Annotated in this window: 12 protein-coding genes and 2 pseudogenes; 7 read left to right on the top strand and 7 right to left on the bottom strand. The window is 31.6% G+C overall.

The window, feature by feature from the left end; translation table 11 throughout:
- The first annotated feature begins 195 nt into the window (after window positions 1-195).
- The 4 genes from VGE71_RS00505 to VGE71_RS00490 all read left to right on the top strand — a co-directional run bounded on the left by VGE71_RS00505 (window position 196) and on the right by VGE71_RS00490 (window position 5686).
- A complete protein-coding gene (locus VGE71_RS00505; RefSeq protein ID WP_331136549.1) occupies window positions 196-3573 on the top strand; it encodes a T9SS type B sorting domain-containing protein in 3378 nt (1125 codons plus the stop codon).
- Window positions 3574-3745: 172 nt separating this feature from the next.
- Entirely contained in the window at window positions 3746-4108 is a 363-nt protein-coding gene (locus VGE71_RS00500) for a hypothetical protein (RefSeq protein ID WP_331136548.1), read from the top strand.
- 22 nt (window positions 4109-4130) lie between these two features.
- Window positions 4131-4997, top strand: a complete 867-nt coding sequence (locus tag VGE71_RS00495) for an alpha/beta hydrolase (RefSeq protein WP_331136547.1) — start codon at window positions 4131-4133, stop codon at window positions 4995-4997.
- Between the two features lie 5 nt (window positions 4998-5002).
- On the top strand, window positions 5003-5686 hold the full coding sequence (locus tag VGE71_RS00490) for a GNAT family N-acetyltransferase (protein ID WP_331136546.1): 684 nt from the start codon (window positions 5003-5005) through the stop codon (window positions 5684-5686).
- A 67-nt stretch (window positions 5687-5753) separates the two neighbouring features.
- On the opposite strand, the pseudogene VGE71_RS00485 reads toward VGE71_RS00490, so the two are convergent.
- Window positions 5754-6647: pseudogene (locus VGE71_RS00485) on the bottom strand (YifB family Mg chelatase-like AAA ATPase); the annotation flags it as partial.
- 179 nt (window positions 6648-6826) lie between these two features.
- Between VGE71_RS00485 and VGE71_RS00480 the strand changes: the two are divergent.
- A complete protein-coding gene (locus VGE71_RS00480) occupies window positions 6827-7696 on the top strand; it encodes a hypothetical protein (protein ID WP_331136545.1) in 870 nt (289 codons plus the stop codon).
- A gap of 176 nt (window positions 7697-7872) precedes the next feature.
- On the opposite strand, the gene VGE71_RS00475 is transcribed toward VGE71_RS00480, so the two are convergent.
- Window positions 7873-8691 (bottom strand): hypothetical protein, encoded by an 819-nt coding sequence (locus VGE71_RS00475; protein WP_331136544.1) that lies wholly within the window; start codon window positions 8689-8691, stop codon window positions 7873-7875.
- A 1097-nt stretch (window positions 8692-9788) separates the two neighbouring features.
- Here VGE71_RS00475 and VGE71_RS00470 point away from each other — a divergent pair.
- Entirely contained in the window at window positions 9789-10388 is a 600-nt protein-coding gene (locus VGE71_RS00470) for a recombinase family protein (RefSeq protein WP_331136543.1), read from the top strand.
- A 47-nt stretch (window positions 10389-10435) separates the two neighbouring features.
- On the opposite strand, the gene VGE71_RS00465 is transcribed toward VGE71_RS00470, so the two are convergent.
- The 4 genes and pseudogenes from VGE71_RS00465 to VGE71_RS00450 form a co-directional block, all read right to left on the bottom strand.
- Window positions 10436-11359, bottom strand: a complete 924-nt coding sequence (locus tag VGE71_RS00465) for a hypothetical protein (RefSeq protein WP_331136542.1) — start codon at window positions 11357-11359, stop codon at window positions 10436-10438.
- 12 nt (window positions 11360-11371) lie between these two features.
- Window positions 11372-11893: a hypothetical protein gene (locus VGE71_RS00460; protein ID WP_331136541.1), complete on the bottom strand. Its 522-nt coding sequence runs from the start codon at window positions 11891-11893 to the stop codon at window positions 11372-11374.
- Between the two features lie 55 nt (window positions 11894-11948).
- Complete coding sequence (locus tag VGE71_RS00455; protein WP_331136540.1) at window positions 11949-13733, bottom strand: recombinase family protein; 1785 nt, start codon at window positions 13731-13733, stop codon at window positions 11949-11951.
- A gap of 36 nt (window positions 13734-13769) precedes the next feature.
- Window positions 13770-14429, bottom strand: a pseudogene (locus VGE71_RS00450) (magnesium chelatase domain-containing protein); the annotation flags it as partial.
- Between the two features lie 148 nt (window positions 14430-14577).
- On the opposite strand from VGE71_RS00450, the gene VGE71_RS00445 reads away from it, so the two are divergent.
- Window positions 14578-15276 carry a DUF1963 domain-containing protein gene (locus tag VGE71_RS00445; RefSeq protein ID WP_331136539.1) on the top strand — a complete coding sequence of 233 codons (699 nt, stop codon included), beginning with the start codon at window positions 14578-14580 and terminating at the stop codon, window positions 15274-15276.
- Window positions 15277-15307: 31 nt separating this feature from the next.
- Here VGE71_RS00445 and VGE71_RS00440 read toward each other — a convergent pair whose 3' ends face one another.
- The gene (locus VGE71_RS00440; RefSeq protein WP_331136538.1) at window positions 15308-16285 is read right to left on the bottom strand and encodes a Gfo/Idh/MocA family oxidoreductase; all 978 of its coding nucleotides are present in this window, start codon (window positions 16283-16285) and stop codon (window positions 15308-15310) included.
- Window positions 16286-16471: the final 186 nt, after the last annotated feature.

Raw genomic sequence — 16471 nt, 5'->3', positions numbered from 1 at the left:
ACTTCTGATTAAATTCTAGAAATCCTGTCTCAAACTGAGCAGGATTTTTTTGTTTTTAAGAAGAAACCTACACTCCTATTTTTCAATACTGTAATCTCAGAATATTTTTGAGTTTTTATTGATTTTTAGACTACTTTTAAAAAAAAATTAAAACAACCCAAAAACCACAACCAACTAAAGACCAATACCATAATCATGAAAAAGCTATTTTTCATTTCTTTTATTTTATTATCTTTTTTCAGCTATAGTCAGGAAAATTGTAATAATGGTATTGATGATGATGGCGATGGAAAAATTGATTTAAACGATGAAGACTGCAAATGCTCTCTTTCGCCAACAACTAGTTTAGTCAATAATCATGATTTTGAGATTAAAAATGATTGTCCCGACGGTTTCGCTCAATTCGGAAAAGTCCAAGGCTGGTTTCTACCCAGTACGGCAACTTCAGATTATATTAATACTTGCAATTTTATTCCTGTTTCTGCTGTAGATGCGGGCGTTTATCCTTTCCCGGCGAGAAATGGAAATGGAGTTGCTGGAATCTTAATCTCTCAAGATTACAAAGAATTTATTGCCAGTTGTACCAATACGACTTTAAAAGCGGGTACAAAATATCAGGTAAACTTTGATATTGCTGCTTCTACCTCTGGGAGAGATCCATTTGGGAGTCTTCCTTTGGGACAAGTCTGTAATCTTGGACGTTTAAATGGCGGAATTGTAGACATAACTATTTACGGTAGAGCTAATTGTGTTAAAACAATTCCACCGAACAGTAACAATATGCCTCCTGATTGGATTCCGTTAGGTAAAGCGACTTATTTACCTTCCAAAAATTGGGGACAGCTAACGATAGAATTTACTCCTCCTTTTGATATGAATGCTATCATGTTAGGATCTCCAAAGGAACTTTCTGATACCTATGTTGATGAATATGACTATCATTCCTGTTTTCCCTACTTTTATCTGGATAATGTCGTTTTAAACAAATCGTCAGATTTAGGCCTCAGCATTACTTCTACTGGAAGTTATTGCGAAAATAACTTGATTTTAAATGCTCAGATAGATCCAAGTTTAGGTTCTGGTTATACATTTCAATGGTACCAAAATGGTATTGCTATTGTTGGAGAAACAAACAATACATTATCGATTACTTTTGCTCCGGCCAGCATTGGCAATTATCAAGTAAAAATTACCAATTCAGGCAGTTGCAAAATAAGTCCGCTTTTTAATGTGAGCGAAATTATCGATGTTCCAGAATATTCTATTGATCAGAGTCCGTGTTTCCCTGGAATTACAACTCTAACTATAACCACTCCTGCTGATGAATATAGTTTTGATGGAGGTATTGTATATTCCACAAATCCCACTAAAAGTGGTTTAACGGCATTGGAAAATCCGATTTATATATCCATTAAAAAAAATGGCTGTTATTCAAGTCTTAGAAATGTAATTCTAGAATATCCTCCTTTAGAAACCGTTATGAATCCTCCAAAAGTAACTGTTGTACAGCCTACATGCGGTCAAAATAATGGATCTTTAACTGTAACGACACCAGCCTTAGAATATAGTTTTGACGATGGAGTCACGTGGAGTACAAATCCTGAATTAAATAATCTGCCTCCAAACCCTCATCATGATTATAAAATCAAAGTAAAATCACTACTGGGTTGTATTTCTACTTCTTACTATGCTGTAATGTATCCTTTTTTATTGCCTTCCCCAAATGTAACCCAAACCAATGCGAGCTGCGGAATTGGCGGTACGATATCATTCACTCCTACTCCATCATACGAATACAGCATTGACAATGGTGCAACTTGGTCAGCAAATCCGAATTTCACCAATGTAAAAGCGGATTCTTATGTTGTTATGACTAGAAATGAATTAGGCTGTGAATCTCAAAAACGAAATATTTATATAGGAACCGATTTTAAACAAAAACCTAAAGTTACTTCTACAAATGCTACTTGTGGAAAACTCGGCAGTATTACCGTCACAACAATCGCCTCAAAATACAGTTTTGATGGAGGAATGTCATGGACAACAAACAACACCCTTAACGACCTGACTTGGGGATGGTACACAGTAATGGTTCAAGATGACTTTGGTTGCATCTCTTTGCCAGAATCAGTTTATATTCAGGATTATATTCTTGATATTGATATAAAATATACAGTCGAAAATGCTAACTGTTATAATAATGGAAGCATTAAATTCACAACTACCGCTTCAGAATTTAGTATTGATAACGGAAGAACATGGTCATCAGATCCTTTATTTTCCAATCTTCCTGCAGGAGACTATTTCTTAAAAGTGCGAAACAGGATTAATTGTGAATCTGCTGTAAAATATGTCCCTGTACGAGACCTTTCAAATAGTACTCCTGATTATAAGATTACAAATGCCGGTTGTAATTCTTTTGGAAGTATTACCATAACATCATCAGCTGATTATTACAGTTTTGATAATGGCGCAACATGGTCTGAGAATAATTCTATTTCTAATTTAAGCGGCAATTTAACCTTTACTTTACTGGTCAAAAATGGTACAAGTTGTTTTTCAAAACCTGCTACAATCAATTTTAATTCTACGATTTTAGCGAATCCTACAGTTAATAATCATGCCGTTTCTGTTTGTGACGAATTCAATGACAATGTCGAAAAAGCAAATTTATCTTCTTATGAAAGTGACATTATTACTAACTGTTCTAATTATACGTTTCATTATTTTTCATCACGCTCAGATGCCGAAAATCTAAATTTGGTCAATGAAATTATACATTACAACAACTTCGAAGTTTCCGATAATACCGTAATTTTTGCAACTGTTGTTTCTCCCGAAAATTGTCATAGTGTAGCCGAAATTAAATTTTCATTGTTAAAATCACCAACATTTAATTTAATTCCTGATTCTGTTGTATTATGCGAAAACGAAACCGTTTTGGTTACTGCCGGTACTAATTTTGACAGCTATCTTTGGTCTACAGGAGCAAACACCAATTCCATTATTATTAATCAGCCAGGTAATTATTTCGTAACAGTAACATCCAAATATGGGGCACAAACATGCACTTCAACCAAAAATTTTCAGGTAGTTTTATCTAATCGTGCTGCAATACAAAAAATTACCACGCAGGATTTTACCGAAAACGACAACACAATTGAAATAAATGTATCTGGTAAAGGCGTTTATGAGTATTCTATTGATGGTATTTATTACCAAAATGATCCTGTTTTTAGAAACCTATCCAGCGGTATTTATACTGTTTATGTTCGAGATAAAAACAATTGCGGAATCACAACCGACGAAGTGTTTTTATTAATGTATCCTAAATTTTTTACTCCAAACGGAGATGGTTTTAATGACACATGGAATATCCATTTTTCTTCTCTAGAACCGGAACTTGATGTAAGCATATTTGACCGCTACGGACAACTTATAAAAAAACTGAATCATTCCAATTCTTGGGACGGAACACTAAATGGACAAAATCTGCCTGCTGATGATTATTGGTTTGTTGTAAAAAGAAAAACCGGCAAAGAATTTAAAAGTCATTTTAGTTTGAAAAGATAAAAACGAACTCTTCTAAAAACTTTATAATAAAGGAATTTTGGAATGAAAATCGAGTAGCAAATAATTAGTTCAACAAGGGAAATCCTTTACAAATTGCAGGATTTTTTTGTATTTTTGATTTGCAAATTTGATTTTCGACTTCCAATATTTTGTAAACCAAAAACATAACAAAATGACAAAATTGTTTCTTCTACTTTTTGCATTCACTACGGTAACTGTTTTTTCTCAAAATAGATATGAACTTTCAGACGAAGGAAAAGACAAACTTTATTTATCAGATTCAATTGCAAATCTTGCCAAAGCCGGAAAAATTACAGATCATCCGATAGTTGTAGTTGACGGAATTCCGCATCGTTATCAGGACTTAGAAAAAGAAAAACTTGCGCTTTCTAAAATTGAAATCGCAAAAATAATTCCGCTTCAAAAGCAAACAGGCATTAGTATTTATGGCAATTATGGAGAAGATGGCGTTTTGATCGTTACCACAAATAGAAATAGCTACCACAAACCTTCACAAGAAATAAAACACGAATAATTACAACGCATACCCAAAATTAATGAACAAATTTTTTACTCTGGCTTTTGTACTTTTATTTTCAAGCTTAGTATTCAGCCAAAAAAGCAGAACTAAAACGACAGAAATATCAAAACCTTTTGTTTTAGGTGTTATTGATGAAATTCAATCCAAAGAATTAAACGAAAAAAGAACTTTAAACATTTATCTTCCTGAAGGTTATAATCCTGCCGAAGCTACAAAATATCCTGTTATTTACTTACTTGACGGTTCTGCCGATGAGGATTTTATACATATTTCTGGTTTGGTTCAGTTTAACAGTTTTGAATGGATTAATCAGGTTCCAAAATCAATTGTGGTTGGTATTGCAACTGTAGACAGAAAAAGAGATTTTACATTTCCAACAACGATTGAAAATGATAAAACCCGTTTTCCAACAACAGGCCATTCTGATCAATTTATTGCATTTATCGAAAAAGAATTACAACCTTTTATTGAAAAAAAATACAAAACAACCGAATCAAAAATGATTATTGGCCAATCTTTAGGCGGATTGTTAGGAACAGAAATTTTGCTTAAAAAACCTTCTCTTTTTAATAAATATGTTATTGTAAGCCCTAGTTTATGGTGGAACAACGGATCTTTACTCGATTTAGATGCCGAAGTACTAAAAGAGAATTATAAACCGCAAACTGAAATCTACATCGCTGTTGGAAAAGAAGGTTTAACTCCAACCGAAATTCCAAGAGTTATGGAAGTCGATGCTAATGTATTGGCTGATAAACTAAAAGAATCTAAAAGCAAAAATGTAAAAATTTATTTCGATTATTTCCCTGAAGAAAATCACGGATCGATTCTGCATACTGCTGTTTCTAATTCTTTCAAATTCTTTTATCCTCAAATTAAATAATAAGAATGAAAATTATTGACGAAAATAAACTGGACAATCCTGTCTGGTATTCTTTATTAGAAAGTCATGAAGAACTGGCTTTCAATTATGATGGAACGAAGTTTTACAATCCAGATTACTGTCCGTTTGGCGGATTTATTGAAGTTGAAAGTACTTTAAACGCTGCAAATCAATACGCGCTTTTCTGTGAAAATTTCTTTCTTGTTGGAGAAAAACCTAAAATTGCCGATTCTCTCCAAATTACCAAAGAGTTAGTTTGTCTTCAAATGATCATTCGCGAAAAAATTCAAATAACTCCAGAAAATGAAATCGTCAAATTGACTGAGGAACATAGTAAAGAATTGTTCGATTTAGTCAATTTGGTACAGCCTGGATATTTTAAACCTCAAACATTTTTATTAGGGGATTATTTTGGAATTTTCCTAAATGGAAAATTAATTGCCATTGCAGGCGAACGAATGAAAATGAATCATTTCACAGAAGTCAGCGCCATCATAACACATCCTGATCATACCGGAAAAGGTTACGCCAAACAGCTGATTGCACATGTTGTAAATAAAATCTTTAACGAAGAAAAAATCCCTTTTTTGCATGTTGTAGAAAACAATATTGGTGCTATAAAACTATACGAAAAGTTGGGTTTTACTACCAGAAGGAAAATGAGTTTTTGGAATATCACTAAAAGCTAATAATACTTGTTTATATCTGCTAATTGATATCATTTTCGATTAGCAGATATAAATTAAAAAAGAAAAATCATCCCAACCATCCTTCCCTATCCAGACTTCTATACTGAATAGCTTCAGCAATATGAGATGAAATAATATTTTCCGAATGATCTAAATCGGCTATTGTTCTCGAAACTTTCAAAATTCGATCGTAAGCTCTCGCAGAAAGATTTAATTTTTCCATTGCTGTTTTTAGTAATTCTTTTGAGGCTTCATCTAAAACACAAAATTCTCTAATCAATTTACTGCTCATTTGCGCGTTATAATGAACGTTTTCTACAGCTTCAAATCGTTTGGTTTGTAATTCTCTTGCTGCAGTTACACGTTTACGAATTTCTACACTGCTTTCGGCTTTTCTGTCATCAGCCAATTTCTCGAAAGGAACAGGAGTTACTTCTATATGAATATCAATTCGGTCTAATAGAGGTCCAGAAATTTTACTCATGTACCGTTGCATATCGTGTGGCGAGGTTGTATTAGGCGAACTCGGATCATTAAAAAAACCACTCGGACTCGGATTCATGCTGGCCACCAACATAAAAGAGGAAGGATATGTAATGGTAAATTTAGCTCGCGAAATGGTCACTTCACGATCTTCTAAAGGCTGGCGCATTACTTCTAAAACGTCTCTTTTAAACTCTGGTAATTCATCTAAAAACAAAACACCGTTATGCGCCATCGAGATTTCTCCTGGTTGTGGGTAACTTCCTCCACCGACAAGCGCTACATTCGAAATTGTATGATGCGGGCTCCTAAAAGGCCTTTGATTCATTAAACCAACTTCTTTCAACTTTCCTGCAACACTATGAATTTTAGTAGTTTCCAATGCTTCGCGAAGCGTCATCGGAGGCAGAATACTTGGAACTCTTTTCGCCAACATGGTTTTCCCTGCACCTGGCGGACCAATCAAAATATAAATATGTTAAAGTAATACCACTGTAATAATAATTAAGTATCAATTAATTACAAAGGAAATAAATCATTCGAATTAACTGGATGGAACAAATAAATAAGCTCCGAACTGATAATTGATACCTGACGATTAATATGTATAGAATTATCAATATATTTGATGATGTAAGTAATTAAAAAAAAAACAAAATGAAACAATTTTTTTCGCTTTTATCATTAATTCTTTGTTTAACTTCAAATGCACAAAAGTTTGAGGATAATTATTTAGGTAAAGATTATTTACTCTATAAGGGAGCTTCTTTTAAACTTAAAGACGATGCATCTGTTTATGGATTTAGTCATGCATTCTACTCAGATTTGAAATATTGTCAATCATCTTATGACAAAAATGTGATTTATCCCTCAAAAGAATTTTATTTTAATACCGCAAAAGATTCATTACTAAACCGTGTATTCATTGTTCAAAACATAGTAGATAAAAACGGTAACACTTTGGATAATTCCTTATATGAAAAGCCTATTTTTGTTTTGAAAGATTCTCTTTCAAAACAAATAATTTTTTATAAATATAATGTTAAATCTGAACATGATTTTTGTTTCAACACTAGTAAAATAACTTATGATGAAAGTGTTTTTTGTGCTAAACTTGAAAGAGAAGTTGACGATTTTACAGATGAAATAAAAATATCTTCTCCATTAATGATAAGTGGAAGTCTATCACCAATTATGATTTATAAATATTTAAAAAAAGGAAAACCACCATTGTACTATTTAAGTTTAAAAACTTCTGGAAGTACTTTAACTGTGAATGGAAAAGGAGTAATTGTGCTATTTGATGACGGAACAAAATGGCTTAAACCACAAAACAAAGTCGATATTGATGCTACTAGTAACGGATATATGTACTCTTCATTCATACCACTTAGCACTACGGATTTGGCAACATTCACAACAAAGAAAATTAAAAAAATTAGGCTCTACATTTATGATGGAAGTGTAGTTCCAAGTGATGCTGACAAATTTACACTATTTGTGAAGTGCTTAAAAACTGCAAACTAATATCAGTTATCTAGTTTAACATTTTTGTCTATTGGCTTAATGGTAACTTAAGTTCTCTTTTGCTATTTCTGTATGATAACTATTTATAAGAGCATAGTCAACACATCTATTAAAATGTAGTTCTACATGTTCCTTTAATAGATGGTTGGTTATATGTCGTGTCATTACGATTTGGTTTAATCTTGATATCTTGGGTCAATGATACGACCAGATGTTTTGCTATTATGATGAGTTTTAAATGTTTGATGTTGTATCTCTTCTTCTGTTGCGATGCAATTATTATCAATAAACCATTGTTTTACTTTTTTTAATGTATCATTACGTTGGTTTTGTGTTCCACCTGCCATTTTGTTTAAAATGATTGTTTCACACTTATTAATACTAATTTTAGTTGATACTGGTTCCGTGTATACTTGTGATATTAAATTTGTAATTTTTTCATCAGTTACATCTTTAACTTTTATTTTACCCAATTCTATCTCATTAAGTAAATTTATAAACTCTTTTTCAAAAATATCTTGTGGGATACTTGGAAAATGTTTCATTATTACATCATTCATTTGTTCGGCTATTTGCACTGCTATTTTATCTATATCGATTGACTCCACTAAAATTAGCTCTGATGTGCTTTTGATGCTTAAATCATTTGTAAGTGATTCCGTTGATAATTCATTATGAATTGTATCTTGGTTATTTAGATTGCCATACTCACTAATAATATATTGCCAATTGTTGAAGCCTATATTTTCATGTTTAACGTAGCCTTCTATTGTTAACCTTTCGATTGCATTACTTATTCTTTTTCGACCACAATCAAACCTTTTCATATAGGTTGCTTGATTAAAGGTGAAATGTGTATCACTATCAGATAAAATACTAAATAATAATATTTTGTCAAAATCCTTCAATTTTTTGTTATGTAAGATTGAGTTAGGGATTATTGTAAAAGTCCCTGCTTTTTTTTCGCTTATGCGAATAACTTTTTTGTTTTGCATTGTTTCATGTATTTGTGCTTTATTATTATTGTTTGTACTTAAACGGTGCACAAACCAAGGGTAGGGGTCGACACCTATTATTCCCTTGGATACCGCATGGTCTAACCATGATGAATTATATACAACTATACTTAATAATTATCAACAAGTACAGGTGAAACACTAAATAAAAACATCGCTAAAAGTTCAAAAAACATCGCTATAGGTTTTTGTTGGATAATTATTTGCTTAATGGGTTTTTTTGGACACATCGTTGAAGTCAGTTTGTAGCGAAACTAAGTAAATTCAGTGATGGGTGTTTTTTGACACATGAGCAAATTGATACATTTAACTATAAGAGTTATTGCTAAACTAAAATAGCAATAAGACTTAGATAATAATACATGTTGGAAAGCTAAGGCTTTCCAATGTATTTAAGAATATGTTCGTTTACACGAATTGACAAGTATTACACTTCAACTTAACGATTAAAGTACCTCAACGCAACGAATAATTTTGCTTATTCAAGCAAAAGGAATAAATTAAAGGTGAAACTATACTTCAACGCAAAGAATGTTTCAGCTAATGCTAAATTCTACTTCAACGTAAAGGAATGTCATCTTACCTCAACTGATTGAATAAATGACCCTCCCCCCAGTTGCGCACCCCCCCCTCCCTTGTTAATTTTTAATTTATCTTTTTGGCTTGTTACCCGCTAGCCAATAAGTGTACATGGAGGGGGGGGGTATTAACACTCGGATATGTTCGTTGATTTTTTTTTTGGGATTTTTTCCGTCAAAAAGAAATGACATGTACTTTATTTTTTTTCTTTATGTACCTACACGCTCCAGTATTTGTTCTCCTGGTCAATCAGATAAAAGTCGGATAATGATATTAAACTAGTTGTTTAACATCGATATGTTCTCATGTTAACTGAGTAGTTTTAATTTAGATTAATAGCTACTATTGTATGCATTTAGGGTCTGCTTAAAAATACAGCTAAGTATGAGCTCAAACATCGCTTTATTTTAATATTTTTGTATGCATTATAAGTGTACTTTATTTGCATACTAGGTATTGATTTATTATCTTTGATTTGTTCAAATAGATAAGTTAAAATGAAAGCAAGATACATAAGAGTAAGTTCGGCATCTCAAAATACAATTAGGCAAACAACTAATGCGAACAAAGATGAAAATGTATTCATCGATGTTATTAGTGGTGCTATTCCTTTCAATGAAAGACCACTGGCTTTAGAGTTAATCAAGGCTATAGAAAACGGTTCAGTATCCTATGTTAGCGTTGAAGCGATTGACCGATTGGGTCGTAACACTTTTGACATTCAAAGTACAATTGAATACTTCAATAAGATGAAGGTGATACTTAAGGTTGACAATCTGGGAATTGAAAGTCTAGTTAACGGTAAACCAAACTTAACATTTAAGATGATTAGCGATGTACTTGCAAATGTTAGTCAAATGGAAAGAGAGGCAAGCAAGGAGCGTCAGGCTCAAGGAATTAAAATTGCCGTGGCACAAGGTAAGTTTAAAGGACGTGTTAAAGGTTCATGTGCAAGTGATGATGAAGTACTAAGCAAATATAAAAACGTTGTTAAGACTATTAATCTGCATCCTGACTTAAGTTACAGAAAAATTGCAAGCATTAGCGGTGTTAGTTTAGCAACGGTTCAAAAGGTAAATAGAATACTAAGAAAATAGTCATTCATACTTTGCCTAAATCGAAAGTTGCATCCTTTATTACTAAGTTATTCTCTTGGTAATTTTATTAGGTTGTTTTCTAATCCGTAATCAATATCCATTATGAAGTTTTCTACATCTCTTAAATCACAATTTTGATATGTAACTTCTTCATGTTTAGTGCTAGGGAATATTGTCAATTTCTGCTCTAATAGCTTTATAAAATTACGATGAGAATAATCAGCAGTATCGAAAACAATTAAATAAATGTGTTCTAAATCGTGTTCTGGATACTTTTCTATTGAAATTCCGTAACGGAGTTTAGATTTTACATCATAATATGGAATAAAAGTTTCGTCGACATTTTTATTTTTCTTTTTTTTTAGTAAAACCTTACCTCTAGCAAATGGAAACCTACTTACTCTTTTGTGATTGTACTTTGAACTAACCAAGAATAGTGAATGAATTATTTTTGTTCCTTTATACAAAATGAGTTTTACTCGTTCATTTTTTTGCGAACTGAATTCATATTCTCCAATATACAAATCAAATAAATCAGACATTGGGTGACGATTATCTTCAATTAAATTTCCGTTTGAAAACACTTTATCAGCTATCTTTAAATAATCTATTGGAGCAACGTCCATCGGGAATTTACTTTGATTCTGAAAAGCTAAAGCGCCATCTTCATTTTGTATCAGATATTTTTTGATTGACCAAAAATCATGTCTTTCTCTAATATGTCTTTCACCTGTGTCTTCGTTTCCCTTAATTAAGATTAAATCATGTATGTCTGATATACCCACTACCTCTTTGAAAGAATGTTCTTCTGTAGGTAAAAGACGAATGCCGTAGTATTTAAATACAGGACTATTTTTTCTATTACTTAGAATTTCCGCAATATCTTTTTGTGTTAATAACTTTTCAACTGATTGCTTTTTTTTGTAGCATTTTGCTCTGATAAAACGTTTCAATAGTCCGTATAAAAGCATATTATAATTGAATTATTTGTTAATTGAAAATATTCTATCTAATTCATCTTTGGTTGCCTCTGGATTCAAATACTTGAATAAGTTTCTAGCTGATATTGTTTCTTTTTTACCTTTATGTTTAAAATTGATTACACTTGTAATTGCCTCACCCTTTGCGCCTATAAGTGCCGTTTTATCTGCGTTTAAGCTATATTTTAATTTGCCATCAATTTCAATTTGCTTAGCTAATTCTGCTTTTTCAGAAACACTTAAAGTTGGTTGTTTAATAGGTTTTTCAATATCATATTCAACACCATATGTTTTCTTAAAATCAGCTATGTAACTAGCAATATCAGACCTCAGCTTCTTACTTTCATCATCATGTTTTTTTTGAAGAGTATTATATTCGCCTTGTATTTTTAATCTCAATTCATGTCTTGCATCATCGACTTGTGAATCAAATTTTATTTTCTCAATTTGCTTTTCTAATTCAATTGCATTTTGCCTTCTTAGTTCAGCAATTTGTTCATCAGTTGTTAATATTTTCTTTGCCATGTGTAAATGATTATAATATTGAATTTTAAGTTTGCTAATGTAATGTATTTTTTGATTAGATGTTCATTTTTTTTAACTGATGCCAATCGTTATACTTATTATATCTTGGTATAAGGTGTTGGTGTATTATTTCAATTTGGTCATTTACTGTTAACCCAATATCAGATTTTTTTGCACCTCGATTTGTCCAAATTGCAAATTTTGGTTGTCGTGTTACGACCTTATTTATTATCAAATGTCTCACCTCAACAACCTTACCATACTTTGTTGAAAAATCATCAATCGTTGATGATAAGAATGACGACATGCCATCTTTTATTGTTAATTCCAAAATAGTATATTTTACATTATGCTCTATTATGTCAATTGAATCAATAAAAAAGTTGATATATTTTTTAATGAGTTCTTTTGAATTTTCAATTTCTATTATATTATCATTTATCACCGTTTCGATGTCGGTCTGCTTTGCATTTAATAAGACCTTATCAATTTCAATCCTTGCTTTTTCTTTTTCAATTTTGTCAAGTTCGGTTTCTAGTTTTTCAATCTTAACACCAGTTGATTTAATCAATTCCATCTTACTGCTTGTTCGTAATTTGGATACACTTTCAAGTACCGCAAGATTTTCATCGATGTTGTTTTTGATTTCTTGTTCTCTTTCATTTAAGTTAATCAAATGATTTGAGATTAATTCAAGTTGTTCATCAGGATTGATTTCAGATATTTTTTTTGATAGTGCTGGTAAATCGGTTTTAATCAATGACCATACTGCACTATCCACCAAATTCATTGGTAGTGATTTGTTTTTGCTTGCACATGCAACTGTGTCACCTCTACTTGTGCATCGATAACTGTTTTTGTTCATACCTTGTGCATTTCTATAGTTAGCCTGTAGGCTTCGACCACAACTAGGACACTTAATTAGCTTTGAAAGTATCGATGTATGTTTGGTATCTTTATCAGCGTTGGTGGTATTGATTAATAGCTTTGTTTGAACCTTATCAAATGTATCGTTATCTAGTATAACAGGGTACTTAATAATTGAATTAGAAACTTTATATTCAGGTTCGCCAGCAACAATACCAAACTTAGTATTTTTATATTTGTTGTTGGTTGTTTTTAATCCTGTATAAGCTTCTTCTTTGAGTAGTTTATTTACGTTACGCTTAGAGTGAGTGTATTTGTGATAACCCAACTTGACACACTCCATGCTGATAGCTTTGATTGATGGATTTTTAGCGTTGTTTAAACCGTTTAAGTACCAATTGTATATTTGCCTCACAATGTTTGCTTGTTCATCATTTATAATAAGTGTGTTCTTTTTGTTTTCAAGTCGCATCCTATCATACCCAAATAAGAGCTTACCACCAATGCTTAATCCAACCGCTTTAAGTTCTCGACGTTCACGTTTGAATCTTTCAATCTTTGTTTTAACTTCACTTTCTGCAAACATACCGTACAAGGTGAATATCATTTCACTTTGTTGTTGCACATGTCCGTGTTCATCAAGTAGTTTAAAATTAATATCTTTTATGTGTATCTGAATCTGTTTATTTATGCAATGCTCTTTGAGTTGGTGTAGTATGCTTTGTCGTCTTGCAAGCCTTGAAATTTCGGTTACAATGATTGTGTTGTATTCGGGATTTTGTTCAATGTATTTGAACATATCGTTTGTACCAACCTTTGCGTTTAAATCAGCAAATGCGGTTTCTTTTGTTTCGATAACGTGAAACTTTGTGTATCCAAGTGATTCACCATACTTTTGTAAGTCGTATATTTGGGATTGGTAGTCTTGAACCAGCGTTGATACCCTCACTAGAATTATAGCTTGTTTTTCCATTATCCAAAGATATAAAAATGTGGTATTCGTGTACTATATTATTATAATATTATGACCACCTGCTGCTGCGATTTCCATACATCGTTTAATACTTTCTTGTCCGCGTACGTCTGAAAAATCAAATTCTGGAAAGTCTAAGGTTTTATAAAACTCTGCTCTTGTATCAATAACTGTTGGTTCTAATGTTCCTTTTCCTGCGAAAAAATTAATGATTTCTTTTAAATTTTCTACACCATAAACATCTAAACCTGATACAATTGCCGCTTCTTTCACATTTTGAATTGGAAGAAAAAATCCTTTGTACCCCTCTTCTTTTGCTTTAATCGCAATCGGTAAAGCACCTCGAATTGGCTGTAAACTTCCATCAAGCGAAAGTTCTCCCATAATAATATAACGTTCAATTTCGGGAGCTTTTATCTGATCTGAACCTACTAAAATTCCCATTGCCAATGTCAAATCATACGAAGAACCTTCTTTCCGAAGGTCTGCCGGCGCCATATTTATAGTTATTTTCTTCCCTGGCAGGTTGTAACCATTATTTTTAAGTGCAGCTGCAATTCGATAACTGCTTTCTTTTATGGCATTATCTGGAAGCCCAACCAAATGATAACCAATTCCTTTGTCCATGTGCACTTCGATTGTAATTGTTGTGGCTTCAACACCAAAAACAGCACTTCCGTAAACTTTTACTAACATAAATAAATTCTTATAAAAAAGTAAAAGTATTTAATTAAAATATACAAAATTATTATTTTTGTAAATATTTTACTACTTACATTATTATAGATAACTTTAAGAGATTAATTCTTAAATCGAGCCCATCCTTAGACTAAACTTTGTTAGTATGAATGAAATTCAAAAATTAAAAAAAATAATAGCAAAAAAAGCAACAAAATTTATTACTGGCGGATTCAAACCAGAAAATTCTTTAACAGAAAGTTGGATTGGAAGAGTTTATTTATACAATGAAAATGAAGAAATTCCATTTGATAATAACGGAAAACTAATGCTTCCATTATTTCAGCTTTGTTTAGATAAACTTCCTTATGTTCCCAAAACTCTAGAAGAAAGCAAAATAATAACCATTTTTATTTCTGAAGATTTTCCAATGGGTTTAAATAAAAATGGTAATAATTGGGTTTTACGTGAATACGAAAATACAAATCAAATAATAGTTAAAGATTTAAAAAATAATAACTCATTTATAAAACCATTTCCATTATCTTATAAATTAATTGAAGAAGATTTTCCTGTTTGGGAAGATCAAAATATATCCAATGAAATTGCAGATAAAATAAGTAAACTAGGAAATCCAGAAGAAATTACTCCTTATTACAATTTTCTAAAAAATGATTATGGTCATAAAATTGGTGGTTATGCAAGCTATTGTCAATCTGGAATTTATTATGGAGAAGATTTTGAATTTATTTTTCAGATTTCTTCCGATGAAAAAGCCAACTTAAATATTATAGATAATGGCAATTTATATTTCGCAAAAAACAGAAAAACTAAAGAATGGCTTTATTATATTGATTTCTACTAATATAAAATAATATTTATGTTCTTAAATCTAATTAAAAAAAATTTAATCCAATTTGCATTTTAATCTCCTCCACAATCCTACTCAAATCCAAACAATTTTGATGTGACCAAAGTTTACTTTCAATTTGATTATTCAAAATACAATTTTGGCATTCTATAATCTCATGAGAATATCCTATTCCGAGAGTTGGCAAGGTTACAACAGCTTCTTTTTCTTCATTTTTAAAAAGGGTATAACCATCGGCAACATACCAAGGCGCGTTTAATTCTATCCGTCCTTTTGTTCCGGAAACAACCGCTTTCATTTCAGATTCTGAAACTATTGAAGCATGTAAAACCGATTGACCAGATTCGTATTGCAAAATCATAGAAGTCTGCAAATCAATATCATTTTTATGTTTGATTGCTTTTGCTAAAATCTCTTTTGGCTTACCCAATATTATATAAGAAAGAAATAAAGGATAAACACCAATATCAAATAATGCTCCTCCTCCAAGTTCTTTGTCAAAAAGTCTTTTGTTTTCGGTTTCACTTCCGTGAAAGGCAAAATCGGCATTGATATAATTTACATCACCAATTACGCCACTATTTATTTTCTCCAAAACATCTTGGACAGATGGAATAAATCGTGTCCAAAAAGCTTCCATAAAAAATTTATTATACTTTTTTGAAGCTTCAATGATTCTCTGTGCATCTTTATAAGAAAGAGCCATTGGTTTTTCGCAAAGAACATGTTTCCCTTTTTCTAAAGCTTTTATAGACAATTCTACATGGGAATTATGCGGAGTTGCAATGTAGACAATTTCAACTTCGGGATCTTCAAAAAGTGAATCATAAGAATCATATGCCTTTAAGGCATTGTATTTTTCTGCAAATTCATTCGCTTTTTCAATATCTCTAGAAGCCACTGCATTTAGTTGCGCATTTTCAACCAATAGTAAATCTGATGCAAACTTAGCTGCAATATTTCCTAGGCCTACAATTCCCCATTTAATTCTTTTGCTTTCCATTCTTTAAATTTTACTCATCAAATCTGTTAAAAAGATTAAAAAATATCTTTTACAACATTCAAGAGACGTTTTTTCAACAACAAATATCTATTATCCTACAAAAAATAGCAATCAATTACCCCAAAAATTATCAAAACAAGTCTAAAGTGAAAAAAAAATGTTGTCAAATTGTAAATTTTAAGTTTG

Source organism: Flavobacterium sp., from assembly GCF_036405015.1.
Lineage (GTDB): Bacteria > Bacteroidota > Bacteroidia > Flavobacteriales > Flavobacteriaceae > Flavobacterium.
This window is presented reverse-complemented; position numbering and strand designations above follow the sequence as displayed.

Excerpts from the sequence above, each read along its gene's own strand:
- VGE71_RS00490 (WP_331136546.1), top strand. The coding sequence starts at position 5,003 with ATGAAAATTATTGACGAAAATAAACTGGACAATCCTGTCTGGTATTCT.
- VGE71_RS00465 (WP_331136542.1), bottom strand. The coding sequence starts at position 11,359 with ATGCTTTTATACGGACTATTGAAACGTTTTATCAGAGCAAAATGCTAC.
- VGE71_RS00440 (WP_331136538.1), bottom strand. The coding sequence starts at position 16,285 with ATGGAAAGCAAAAGAATTAAATGGGGAATTGTAGGCCTAGGAAATATT.
- VGE71_RS00505 (WP_331136549.1), top strand. The coding sequence starts at position 196 with ATGAAAAAGCTATTTTTCATTTCTTTTATTTTATTATCTTTTTTCAGC.
- VGE71_RS00475 (WP_331136544.1), bottom strand. The coding sequence starts at position 8,691 with ATGCAAAACAAAAAAGTTATTCGCATAAGCGAAAAAAAAGCAGGGACT.
- VGE71_RS00455 (WP_331136540.1), bottom strand. The coding sequence starts at position 13,733 with ATGGAAAAACAAGCTATAATTCTAGTGAGGGTATCAACGCTGGTTCAA.
- VGE71_RS00500 (WP_331136548.1), top strand. The coding sequence starts at position 3,746 with ATGACAAAATTGTTTCTTCTACTTTTTGCATTCACTACGGTAACTGTT.
- VGE71_RS00445 (WP_331136539.1), top strand. The coding sequence starts at position 14,578 with ATGAATGAAATTCAAAAATTAAAAAAAATAATAGCAAAAAAAGCAACA.
- VGE71_RS00470 (WP_331136543.1), top strand. The coding sequence starts at position 9,789 with ATGAAAGCAAGATACATAAGAGTAAGTTCGGCATCTCAAAATACAATT.
- VGE71_RS00480 (WP_331136545.1), top strand. The coding sequence starts at position 6,827 with ATGAAACAATTTTTTTCGCTTTTATCATTAATTCTTTGTTTAACTTCA.
- VGE71_RS00460 (WP_331136541.1), bottom strand. The coding sequence starts at position 11,893 with ATGGCAAAGAAAATATTAACAACTGATGAACAAATTGCTGAACTAAGA.
- VGE71_RS00495 (WP_331136547.1), top strand. The coding sequence starts at position 4,131 with ATGAACAAATTTTTTACTCTGGCTTTTGTACTTTTATTTTCAAGCTTA.